Source organism: Pseudomonas sp. S2_A10 (genome assembly GCF_054668465.1).
Window position 1 is genome coordinate 4557320 of record NZ_CP162773.1, and the last position, 12584, is coordinate 4569903.

Annotated in this window: 7 protein-coding genes; 2 read left to right on the forward strand and 5 right to left on the reverse strand. The window is 56.2% G+C overall.

Translation table 11 applies throughout. The features are described from left to right. Nucleotides 1-14: 14 nt before the first annotated feature. Both AB4N41_RS20450 and AB4N41_RS20455 read left to right on the forward strand, forming a co-directional pair. Nucleotides 15-1124 carry a PilT/PilU family type 4a pilus ATPase gene (locus AB4N41_RS20450; protein ID WP_095179759.1) on the forward strand — a complete coding sequence of 370 codons (1110 nt, stop codon included), beginning with the start codon at nucleotides 15-17 and terminating at the stop codon, nucleotides 1122-1124. A gap of 142 nt (nucleotides 1125-1266) precedes the next feature. Then, nucleotides 1267-4956 (forward strand): hypothetical protein, encoded by a 3690-nt coding sequence (locus AB4N41_RS20455; RefSeq protein ID WP_252878004.1) that lies wholly within the window; start codon nucleotides 1267-1269, stop codon nucleotides 4954-4956. Nucleotides 4957-4974: 18 nt separating this feature from the next. Here the strand turns inward: AB4N41_RS20455 and AB4N41_RS20460 are convergent, their stop codons facing one another. The 5 genes from AB4N41_RS20460 to AB4N41_RS20480 all read right to left on the reverse strand — a co-directional run bounded on the left by AB4N41_RS20460 (nucleotide 4975) and on the right by AB4N41_RS20480 (nucleotide 12584). Continuing rightward, complete coding sequence (locus AB4N41_RS20460; protein WP_252878005.1) at nucleotides 4975-6948, reverse strand: acetoacetate--CoA ligase; 1974 nt, start codon at nucleotides 6946-6948, stop codon at nucleotides 4975-4977. Nucleotides 6949-7012: 64 nt separating this feature from the next. Beyond that, on the reverse strand, nucleotides 7013-7786 hold the full coding sequence (gene hbdH, locus AB4N41_RS20465) for a 3-hydroxybutyrate dehydrogenase (protein WP_071172267.1): 774 nt from the start codon (nucleotides 7784-7786) through the stop codon (nucleotides 7013-7015). 7 nt (nucleotides 7787-7793) lie between these two features. Then, nucleotides 7794-9185 (reverse strand): GntP family permease, encoded by a 1392-nt coding sequence (locus AB4N41_RS20470; RefSeq protein WP_016774505.1) that lies wholly within the window; start codon nucleotides 9183-9185, stop codon nucleotides 7794-7796. A gap of 275 nt (nucleotides 9186-9460) precedes the next feature. Continuing rightward, nucleotides 9461-10876 (reverse strand): sigma-54 interaction domain-containing protein, encoded by a 1416-nt coding sequence (locus AB4N41_RS20475; RefSeq protein WP_056785262.1) that lies wholly within the window; start codon nucleotides 10874-10876, stop codon nucleotides 9461-9463. Nucleotides 10877-11009: 133 nt separating this feature from the next. Then, on the reverse strand, nucleotides 11010-12584 hold the full coding sequence (locus tag AB4N41_RS20480) for an ABC transporter ATP-binding protein (protein WP_252878006.1): 1575 nt from the start codon (nucleotides 12582-12584) through the stop codon (nucleotides 11010-11012).

The following is a 12584-nucleotide window of genomic DNA, read 5'->3' on the forward strand; positions in this document are numbered from 1 at the left end:
GGGTGCTTTCAGCCATGGAAATCGATGCACTGTTGTCAACATTGTCGCAAAAAAACGGTTCGGATCTCTTCCTTTCCACCGGCGCACCACCGAGCGCTCGCATTGATGGTGTGCTAACGGCGCTCAGCGATCAGCCATTCAAACCTGGCGAAACCGCGGCCATCGCCACCTCCCTGATGGACGCCGAGCAGCGCCGGGAGTTCGACCGGGATCTTGAAATGAACCTGGCAATCTCCCGAACGGGCGTCGGCCGGTTCCGGGTGAACATTTTCAAGCAGCGCAACGACGTTTCGATCGTTATCCGCAACGTCAAGCTCGACATCCCGCGGTTCGAAGACTTGAAACTGCCGCCGGTGTTGCTGGAAACGGTGATGCTCAAACGTGGCCTGATTCTTTTTGTCGGCGCTACCAGTTCGGGCAAGTCGACCTCCCTGGCGGCGCTCATCGATCATCGCAACCGTCACAGTGCCGGACACATTGTTACCATCGAAGACCCGATCGAATATATCCATCGGCACAAGCGCTCGATCATCAATCAGCGTGAGGTTGGCGTCGATACGCGCAGCTTTCATGCTGCACTGAAGAACACTTTACGCCAGGCACCGGACGTCGTCCTGATTGGTGAGATCCGTGACCGCGAAACCATGGAGCACGCGCTCTCGTTTGCCGATACAGGGCATCTGGTGTTGTCGACATTACATGCGACCAACGCCAATCAGGCGCTGGATCGCATCATCAATATGTTTCCCGAGGAGAAGCGCGAGCAGCTGTTGCAGACATTGGGCAACAACCTGAAAGCCTTTATCTCGCAGCGCTTGGTACGCACTGTCGACGGCCAGCGCAGGGCGGCCGTGGAAGTGTTATTAGGTACGCCGACTGTCGCTGATGCGCTCCGCCGCAATGAGTTGGCTGAGTTGAAAAGTATCATGGAGAAATCCGAAGACTCAGGCATGCAGACATTCGATGCTGCACTGTTACAGTTAGTCCTTGCGCGTGTTATTACAGTAGAAGAAGCTTTGAAAAACGCGGATTCGACAAACAACTTACGGTTAGGCATCAAGCTTAAACTTGATTCTCCAATCAACGAAAAAGCATCGACAGGGGATTGGGGGTTGGTGGAGTAAGTTGTCGTGTCTGTAGGCGGCTGAGCGGTCAGGTGATAGATGTTTGAAATCTAGACTAATACTTGGTTAGTTGTGGTTTCGCCTGTTTTTATTAGATTTGCGATCTCGATAGCAAGTCCATGTAAATAAACAGGTCAATAAAATGAAAAATCGATGTGGTGCAGGTGCTCTTTCCAAATTGAGCGCTGCCGATAATGTGCGTTGTTCTGCCGCAGATGAATTAGAGCGAATGGCACTTCTAGGCCAGTTGAAAAGATTTCTTGTCGAAGCTCCGGAAGACGTTGCACGGGATATTTCAAACGATGACCAAAAGATCATCTGGCTCTCGCCTGAATCCTCTTTTGGACGTTTACAGAAACCGGCCAGCGAGATGCTTCAGGATCTGATGAGCTTACTCGGTTCCGGCACCTACAGTAGAGTTACGTCTTCGGGTGAAATTCACATATACGTTACTCATGAAGGGTGGATGGATGTATCGGATAACGTCAAGAGTAATCCCGGCGCGAATGAGAAGTTCGAGAAGTTAGTTGCTATTGCAGCAGGTCTTGGTGGATTCGTTCACCTTGATAACGCAGTGCTGTTGTCGCAGTGGTTGCGTTTTCACGGGTTCAACGTGCCGGATGACAGAGAAAAACTAGAAAGCTTGATTGGCTTTTTGGAGTGGAAGTGGCCTGAAGGAGATGATTTTGGTAATTACTGGGGGCAGATAACTGGGCTAAATGATACGTCGATCACCTTGACACCACAGCAGTGTGCAGAGATTCGCGCGGTGACGAGTAAACTGTTCCCTGCGAATGAGAATCTACTTAACACAATCTTCAGAAGCGTCAGACCGTATAACGTTACTACCGTTAATTGGGACAGCGCTAACGAGGTCGTTGCAATGCTGGTTCGTCATCCAGCGTCGCAGAAAATTGCCAAGGAATACGTCATCGCACTGGACTGGTGGGGGGCGAAGGATTCCGAGGAAATCAGTAGTGACGATCTAGCTCAGGTGTTGCTCACTGCAATAATTTTGCAGTTGGATTCATCCATAGGCGTTACTGGCAAGCGCAACTGCATCGGAACCTTTGATATATACGATTCGAGCACCATGGCTGATAGGCCGTTATATGCCATACGTGAAAATTTTGAGGCTTACCTTGTAGCAAAGGGCCATTCGCACTCGATTATTCCTCTCGCTTCCCACCTGCTCCTGGCTCATGTAGCGCCTTGTCTCTTGGTTAAAAATCTGCCCCAAGAGCTTTACGCTGGCTCGATCGGCTGGGTGACGTTTTGCCAGGCGGTGAGCTTTATCGAGATCAATTGTCGAGGCGTCTCTCGCTTCATGACATATGAACAAGTCATGAAGTTTGCAAGCATGGAAACGGTCAGCCCGGTACTGGGGGAGCTGCAAGGTATTACTGCGATCGACCCTATCATTGACTGGGCATTGATGAATGAAGTCATCACTCATGAGCAACTGAGCACGTCTGCTCTTACAGCAGCTCAAGACGCTTTGAATGCGTATAAAACGCACGTGGATGATATTGTTTTGGGAATCAAGGCATTTGGGGCGGCTCCGCCCAATCGGAAACGACTGGCGATGACTGCATTGAAGCAGGCGGTTGCTGATTTTGATGTTATTGAACAACCTCTTTTGCGTCCTGAGACTTATTCTGCAATGAGAGTGTCGATGCTTGATCTTCATATCGAAGGGTTGCTGGCGTCCGGAACATGGGATTGGAATAAAGAGCCCGGCATTTTCGATAAGTATCCGCAGCTTTTGGCCTTGCCTGCCATCAAACCAGCATTCGAAGCTGAGCTCGTTAGCTATCACTGCAATATTCATAAGGCGATGGCTTCAAACATAAAGCTGGCGATAGCAGGAATGCCTCGAGCCGATCGAGATGTCTTTGCCTCAAGCAAGATCACGTTTTTTACTGTACGTCCTTCGGTTGCAGAGATTTACTATCCGTCATCGGCTAATTATAACTTGGTCGGCGCGGGTAATCAGCCACCCAAAAATATCGAAGTTCAGCTCAAGAAAGACCAGGCGGTGGGGCGGTTCGGTGTAATTATGATAGCTTCCTTCGGGAATAATCAGACTTTATGCTATGAAATGTTTACCTTGCTGGGAGAGTGCAGAAGAAACGATGAGCTAGGCAAATTGATTATTTATACCCAAAAAATGAACATGCCTGGAAGGGTTGAATATACAGGGAAGCCCAATGATGCATTTTTCCCTTTGCCCCCCACGCATAACGTTCCAACTGATTTCGATAGCTACATTGTCGGAAAAAAGCCGTCGCCGAATGCCTCTGGGATTATGGTTATAGAGAAACTTGGCACTGTTATGGCTCCGACTTCTGCGTCGCGGGTCGTTCGTAATCATTATCAGTTTTTCGTAAATGAGCATATCGAAAATATTGCCCAATTTGTTGTGAAGAACAGACCATTGGGCAGCCTCCAGGATTTCAGGGAAGTCTTCACCGAATACACTGATAAAGAGCGTGCGGAGAACACTTATAACGAGGTGCTGACGTATATTATTGACCTGTGTGTCCCGTTCAAGAAATGTATCGAAGACTTGGCTTCCGGAAATAGAAATCAGGTGGTTGACGGAATTTACGCGTGCACGATGGATGCTATCGGTATTTTCTTCACTGTACTGGGTGCCCCGGCTAAAATTCTGCATATCGCAGCCAAAACAGTTTCGTTAACGGCAAAAATCGGCAGCCTCGTCAGGTTTGGCATTTCTCTGACAGTCTCGACTTTCAATCCGATTGATGGATTGCCAACTGCTGGATACCAAGCGTCAAAAGCATTGTTCAAAAGCGTCATGCATTTGGGCGCGTCGGGCGCAAAAGTCGTGGAATCTGCCGTTGTCCAGATGAGCAGACTGACCGGTACGGCGCGGGAATTTCACAAGCTGGCGAATGCTACCGATGTTGGTTTCGGGAGGTGGCGCCCGCTTGGAAGCACCGCGTCTTCTTTCAATGTCTGTGCCATCAAGAAAAGCAGTGAGTGGTACGCGGCCAATCGGCTAGGTAAGCCGTGGGGAAAACGACTCGTCAATTTCGACCTGCAAGAGAAGTTTAGTCTGCCATTACTGCAGAAACCGGTTCCGGGTGTTTTTACAGCTCACATTCTCGAGCGCAGTCTGCCACTGGCCCGTTTCAAAATAGACAGCGCAATTGAAGTGCTGGGCGCGCCGGCGCTGAATTTCAAAACCGACCCCACGATTGGATTGTTTTTTGGCAGTACCGCGGCGGCGCGTGACGAATTGTCCAATCTGCTAAGCGCCATCAGGCTGGATTTCGGCGGAACGTCCGCCAGCAATTTCCTGTTGGATAGCCTGAAACTAGATGATGGCGTCATTGAGGTAAATCCATTCGATTACAGCAAATGGAAGAGCGCAGGAGCTACAGATAAAAAGCGTGTTCAGTACATGACGGTCAATACACGTAACTTCAACCAGCGATTCAGCCTGACAGGTTACGGCGAAATCGCTGATGACCTCATCCACGAAATGATTCGGGTCAACCCCGCCAAGACCAGTCTGATCACTGCCGAGGGGGCGACCCGAGATGGTAAGGTCGGTTTGGATGTGGCGCCTTTACTAAACTTGGCAAAGGGACGCTTGCCCCGGTCTGAGCCTATCACTGGCAGTTTTCACGAAAGCGCTCAAGCGCTCCTCAATGCAGACTCGCTGATGCTCGTTATTGCCTTGCTCAGTTTGTTGAAAACAAACGAAGCGTTGTTTTCGCTGAATCTCAGCATCATGCGCGCAGCGATCGAAGCCAGTGGAGATCAGCCCCTCACCGGTGAAGTTGTAATACAGCTGAATTGAGGCTGCGCCAGACGAAATTCAGTGTTGAATAACTTCGGTCATGGCCAGTTCGCGCCGATCCCGAAACTGCTCCAGCGCTTCGGGATTGGCCAGTGCATCGGTATTTTTCACTGGCCTCCCATGCACGACATCGCGCACCGCCAGCTCTACGACTTTGCCGCTGATGGTGCGCGGTATATCGGTTACTGCGACGATGCGTGCGGGAACATGCCTGGGTGTGGTATTGGCGCGGATCACTTCGCGGATTCGCTGTTCAAGCCCTTCATCCAGCTCGACGCCGTCGCGCAAACGCACGAACAACACGACGCGCACATCCTCCTGCCATTGCTGACCGATGGCGACGCTGTCCAGCACTTCACTGATTTTCTCGACCTGCCGATAAATCTCCGCCGTGCCGATGCGCACGCCGCCCGGATTCAACACCGCATCCGAGCGGCCATGGATCATCATTGCGCCATCGGACAATTGCTCGGCGTAATCACCCTGCGCCCATACACCGGGGAACTGGCTGAAATAAGACTGGTGCAGTTTTGAGCCGTCGGGGTCATTCCACAAGCCGATCGGCATCGCCGGGAAGTGCCGCGTGCAGACCAGTTCACCTTTCTCACCGATCACCGGCTGGCCAGCGTCGTTCCACACCTCGACGGCCATGCCCAGGCTCTTGCCCATGATTTCTCCGCGACGTACCGCTGACAGCGGGTTGCCATTGACGAAGCACGAAACGATGTCGGTGCCACCGGACATCGAGGCCAGACACACCTCGGTTTTGAAGTCGCGATAAACGAAATCGTAGCTTTGCGGTGACAAAGCCGAGCCTGTGCACAGCAGGGTTTTCAAACTGCTCAAATCATGGCTTTCCCGTGGCCTGGCGCCGCTGCTTTCCAGCGTCGCGAGGAATTTCGGACTGGTGCCAAACACGCTGATGCGTTCATCGTCGATCAGGTCGAGCAGGCGCTGGTGATTCGGGTGGAACGGCGAGCCGTCGTAGAGCACCACGGCGCTGCCCACTGCGAGTGCCGAGACCAGCCAGTTCCACATCATCCAGCCGCAGGTCGTGTAGTAGAACAAGCGGTCACCGGGACCGAGGTCGCAGTGCAAACCATGTTCCTTGACGTGTTGCAGCAGCACGCCGCCGGTGCTGTGGACGATGCATTTCGGCACGCCAGTGGTGCCGCTGGAGTACAGCACGTAGAGCGGATGATTGAACGGCACCGGGGTGAAATCCGGTTCACCACCGGGTTGATAAAAATCTTCCCAGAAGCAGACATCGGCTAGGGTTCGGTAATCCTCGATGCGAGCTTGCGGGCGAGCGTACGGGACGATGATCAACTGCTGCAGTGACGGCAGTTGTGCAAGGATTTCGTTGAGCTTGGCGGTCTGATCCAGGGTTTTTCCGGCGTATTGATAGCCGGCACAGGTGAGCAGCACTTTCGGTTCGATCTGGCCAAAGCGATCGATCACGCCGTGGGTGCCGAAGTCGGGCGACGAGCAGGACCAGATCGCGCCGAGGCTGGTAGTGGCCAGCATCGCCACCAGGGTTTGCCAGGTGTTGGGCATGCACGCCGCCACGCGATCACCCCGGCCAACGCCCGCCGCGCGCAGGCTCGCCTGAAACCCGGCGACCTGTTCGGCCAGCTCGGCCCAGGTCAGTTGTTCGCGCTGACCATTCTCTGCAACTGCGATCACGGCCACGGCATCGTCGCGTCGGCGCAACAGGTGTTCAGCGAAGTTCAGGGTCGCGCCGGGGAACCACTCGGCGCTGGGCATTTCTGCACCTTCACGCAAGACGGCGTCGGGCTGAGTGTGGAAGCGGATGTCGAAGAAATCGACGATCGCCTGCCAGAACGCCGGGCGCTGATCGATGCTCCATTGGTGCAGGGCAGGGTAGCCGTCGAGCTTGAGCGAATGCCGCTGATTGATATCGCGCCGGAAGGCATCCATACGCGAACCGGCGATACGCTGGGTGTCGGGTTGCCAGAGAATATCGGACATGGGCTTGCCTCTTCTTATCGGATTCGTACAGGCCAGGGAGATCGTTCCCACAATGGCCAGGTGTTTATTGCGCCAGCCAGCCACCATCAATGTTCCACGCCGCGCCGCGCACCTGGCTGCCGGCTTCGCTGCACAAGAACAGCACCAACTCACCCAGATGCTGCGGTGTGACGAACTCCAGCGAGGGTTGTTTTTCCGCCAGCAGATCATGCTGCGCCTGCTGCGGATCGACCCCCTTGGCCGCGCGATCGTCGATCTGCTTCTGCACCAGCGGCGTCAACACCCAGCCCGGACAGATCGCATTGCAGGTGACATTGCTGGTCGCGGTTTCCAGCCCGACCACTTTGGTCAGGCCGATCACGCCATGCTTGGCGGCAACGTATGCGGCTTTGCCGGTGGAGCCGACCTGGCCATGCACCGAGGCGATATTGATAATGCGCCCCCAGTTCTTGCGGCGCATGCCCGGCAGACTCAAACGGGTGCTGTGGAACACCGATGACAGGTTGATCGCAATGATCGAATCCCAGCGCTCAACCGGAAACTCTTCTACCGCCGCAACGTGCTGAATGCCAGCGTTGTTGACCAGAATGTCGACGCCGCCAAACTCGCGCTCGGCGTAGGCGACCATGTCGGCAATCTGCGCCGGGTCGCTGACATCGGCGGGATGATGGCCGACCTTGCCGCCGAACTGAGCGACTTCGGCGATCACCTTCGAGGCGTCGCCGAAGCCATTGAGGATCAGGTTGGCGCCGGCCTTCGCGAGAGTCAGCGCGATGCCCAGGCCGATGCCGCTGGTGGAGCCGGTCACCAAAGCTGTCTTGCCGGAAAGAGTGGTCATGAATACCTCACACAATACCAGTGGCGTAGAAAGTGCCGATCACCACGAAAACCGCCAGCGTCTTGATCAGCGTAATACAGAAAATGTCTTTATAGGCTTCGCGGTGGGTCAATCCGGTCACCGCCAGCAGGGTGATCACCGCGCCGTTGTGCGGCAGGGTGTCCATGCCGCCACTGGCCATCGCGGCCACGCGGTGCAGCACTTCCAGCGGGATATTCGCCGCGTGCGCCGCGCTGATGAACTGCTCGGACATCGCCGCCAGCGCAATGCTCATGCCGCCCGAGGCCGAACCGGTGATGCCGGCGAGCAGCGTCACGGTGATCGCTTCGTTGACCAACGGATTGGGAATCTGCTTGAGCCAGTCGGCCAGCACCAAAAAGCCCGGCAGCGAAGCGATTACCGCACCAAAGCCGTATTCAGACGCCGTGTTCATGGCTGCGAGCAACGCACCGCTGACTGCGCTTTTGCTGCCTTCGGCGAGCTTGCTTTTAATCGCCTTAAAGCCGAACGCCAGCACCATGAGAATGCCGACCAGCAACGCCGCCTGCACCGCCCAGATCGCCGTGAGCTTGGCGATTTCGGTAGTGACCGGCGCGGCCATGCCCGGCAGTGCGAGGCTGTGGGTCTTGCCGTACCACTGCGGAATCCATTGGGTGAACAGCAGGTTCATGATGCCCACGGCCAGTAATGGCGACAGGGCAATCCACGGGTTGGGCAGTTTCAGGTCTTCGGCAGTTTCCGGTTCGTTGCGCAGTTCAGTGCCGTAGCCTTCGCCGGCACGTTGCGCCTTGTTGCGTTGGCGCTGCAGAAACAGCATGCCGGCGCAGAACACGAAAATCGTGCCGATCACCCCCAGCCACGGCGCCGCCCATGCGGTGGTGTTGAAGAAGGTGCTGGGAATGATGTTCTGGATTTGCGGCGTGCCGGGCAGGGCGTCCATGGTGAACGAGAATGCACCGAGGGCAATGGTCGCCGGAATCAAACGCTTGGGGATATTGCTCTGGCGGAACATCTCCGCTGCAAACGGATAAACGGCGAAGACAACGACGAACAACGACACGCCGCCATAAGTGAGCAGGGCGCACACCAGCACGATCACCAGCATTGCTTGTTTGGTACCGAGCAGGCGAATCGCAGCGGCGACGATCGAGCGCGAGAAACCGGACAGTTCGATGAGCTTGCCGAACACCGCGCCGAGCAGGAATACCGGGAAGTAGAGCTTGATGAAACCGACCATCTTGTCCATGAACACCCCGGTGAACGCGGGGGCAACGGCGGACGGATCGGTGAGCAGCACCGCGCCGAGGGCGGCGATCGGGGCGAAGAGGATGACGCTGTAGCCACGGTAGGCGGCGAGCATCAGCAGCGTCAGGGCTGCCAAGGCAATGATCACACTCATGGTGTGTCTCTCCAGGATTGTTATTTTTGTGGGTGAAACGGATGTGGAGAGGTGTTAGCGAGATTTGTGCCAATCTTCTAACTGTTTGAAATATAAGGAAATTAGATCTCGGTCGAGTTCTCGAAGCTGTTTTTGTCTCTTAGTTGAGATTTTCTTTGAATGGGCCGGAGGCTTCGCGAGCAGGCTCGCTCCCACATTTGACATGCATTCCCCTGTGGGAGCGAGCCTGCTCGCGAAGCTTTTGTTTTGTCTTCATACAGAGATTCGATATCTCTTTATGTAGACTCGGCAATCCCCAGCGCAGCCATTTTCTTGTACAGCGTCGACCGCCCCAGACCCAGCCGAACCGCAGCCTCCGGTACCTTCCCCGCGCATTGCGCCAGGGTCGATTCGATCAACTGCCGATCAAAGCGCGCCCGCGCCTGCGCGAATGTCTCCCGAGCCGATGCGTGCGTGCTCGGCTCGGACGTCCGCGCAACGGGAGTAAACGTGCCAATCGCCCCGCGAATATCCTGCTCGGTCAGCATGAGGTCATCACTGAGCAACGCCGCCCGCTCCAACACATTGCGCAACTCACGGATGTTGCCCGGCCAGGCATGCTGGCCCAACAGCGCCAGCGCATCGCGGTGCAGTTCATGCTGGCTGCGCAGTTCTTCGAGAATCGCCTCGCTCAGCGCCGGCAGATCATCGAGACGTTCGCGCAGCGGCGGCACCTGGATCGGCAGCACATTGAGGCGGTAGTACAAATCGGCGCGAAATTCGCCGCGCTTGATCGCTGCCTGCAAATCCGTCGACGTCGCGGCGATTACCCGCACATCGCTCTGAATCACTTCATTGGAGCCGACCGGCTCGAACTCCTTTTCCTGCAACACGCGCAACAGTTTGCTTTGCAGCGGTAGCGGCATATCGCCGATCTCGTCGAGAAACAGCGTGCCGCCCTGAGCGATTTGTAATTTACCGGTGCGGCCCTTGCGGTCAGCGCCGGTGAAGGCGCCGGGTGCCGTGCCGAAAAATTCGGCTTCCAGCAGCGCCTCTGGAATTGCCGCGCTGTTGATGCTGACGAAGGCTTTGTGTGCACGTGGCGAAGCGCTGTGAATGGCTTGTGCGAGTAGCTCTTTGCCAGTGCCGGTTTCTCCCAGCAGCAACACGGGCGAATCAGCGCTGGCGCTTCGTCGCGCACGTCGTTTGACTTCAAGGCTGGCGGCGCTGGTACCGATGAAATGGGCGAAGTTGTATTTGGTCTGCCGCGCACGCAGCAGTGAGCGGGTCGAGGCCAGTTCCTCCTGCATGCTCAGGTAACGCTTGAGCATCGGCGACAGCGTGCGCAACTCGTCGAACAGGGCAAAACCGATGGCGCCGATCACGCTGCCGGCATCGTCGTGGATCGGCAGGCGCATCACCACCAGCGGTTCCTTTGGGGTGTCCTGCATGTCCAGCAGAATCGGCCGACCGGTGCGCACCACCTCGCGCAGCAAACTCCCGGGGATCACGCTTTCGCAAGGCTTGCCGATAGCGCCTGCCGCCGATTCGAGACCAAAGCGCCGGGCATAGCGTTCGTTCATCCAGACGATGTTCGCATCGCGATCGACAATCACCGTGCCCTCACTGGATTGCTCGATGATCTCGAACAGCGAACGGATCGCCAGAGTGCGCACCCGTTGGTAGTCCTTGAGGCTTTCGGTGGTGTTCATGGAGGCTGATCCTGATTGTTTGTTGCCGGTACCGATCCCTTCGCGAGCAGGCTCGCTCTCACAGGGGCCTGCATTCCAAATGTGGGAGCGAGCCTGCTCGCGAATGCCGCGCCGCGAATTAGCAGAAAAAAACCTACCCCGGATGCGCCGCCGCCAACAGCTCTTTGGTGTAGGGATGCTGCGGGTTGTCAAATACGTCGTGACTGGCACCACGCTCGACCACCTGACCGTCCTTGATCACGATCATGTCGTGTGCCAAAGCGCGCACCACCGCCAGATCATGGCTGATAAACAGGTAGGTCAAACCGTATTTCTCCTGGAGATCACGGAGCAGGGCGACCACTTGTTTCTGCACGGTGCGGTCAAGTGCGGAGGTTGGCTCATCGAGCAGGATCAGCGCGGGTTTGAGCACCAGAGCCCGGGCGATGGCGATGCGTTGGCGTTGGCCGCCGGAAAATTCATGCGGGTAGCGATGGCGGCTTTCCGGGTCGAGGCCGACTTCCCTGAGCACGCGAATCACTTGCTCATCACATTCATTAGCGGTCGACTCGCAATGCACTTCCAGACCTTCGCTGATGATCTGTGCCACCGACATGCGCGGGCTCAGGCTGCCAAACGGGTCCTGAAACACCACCTGCATCTGCCGCCGCCACGGCCGCAGCTGCTTTTGATTGAGGCCGTCCAGCGCTTCGCCCTGAAAGCGAATGCTGCCCTCGGAATCCAGCAAGCGCAGGATCGCCTGACCCAGCGTCGACTTGCCCGAACCGGACTCGCCAACAATGCCCAAGGTCTTGCCGCGCTGGATATTCAGGCTGATGCCATCGACAGCGCGCAGATACTGCTTGCGCCTGAACAGCCCGCCGCTGACCTGGAAATTGACGCGCAAGTCAGCGACTTCCAGTACATTTTCACGTTCGTCACGGGGCAGGGCTTCACCTTCCGGCTCAGCGTTCAACAGCACGCAGCTGTAAGGGTGTTTGGGTTCGGTGAACAGGGTTTCGCAGGGTGCCTGCTCGACGATCTCACCTGCTTTCATCACACACACCCGCTGCGCGATGCTGCGCACCAGATTGAGATCGTGACTGATCAGCAGCAGCGACATGCCCAGGCGCTGTTGCAGGGACTTGAGCAGCAAGAGAATCTTGCGTTGCACGGTGACATCCAGTGCCGTTGTCGGCTCGTCGGCAATCAACAACTCCGGTTCGCAGGCCAGGGCCATGGCGATCATCACCCGTTGCCGTTGCCCGCCAGAGAGTTGATGCGGATAGGCTTTCAAGCGTTCCTTGGGCTTTTGAATGCCGACCAGTCCGAGCAATTCGAGAATGCGCTGCTGCGCTTGCTTGCCGCCGAGGCCGCGGTGCAGCAACAGGGTCTCGCCGATCTGCTTTTCGATGGTGTGCAGCGGATTGAGCGAAGTCATCGGTTCCTGAAAGATCATGGCGATGCGATTGCCGCGCAGTTCTCGCAAGACCTTCGGATCAGCACCGAGCAGTTCCTGCCCGCGATAGCGGATGCTGCCACGGGTTTGCGCCTCGCTCTCAGGCAGCAGTTGCAGGATCGAATGCGCGGTCACCGATTTCCCCGAGCCCGATTCGCCCACCAGAGCCAAGCACTCACCGGGGCGGATATCCAGGCACAGGTCACGCACCACAGTCTGACCATGGAAGGCGACATTGAGGTTGCGGATTTCAATCAGGTTTTCAGTCAT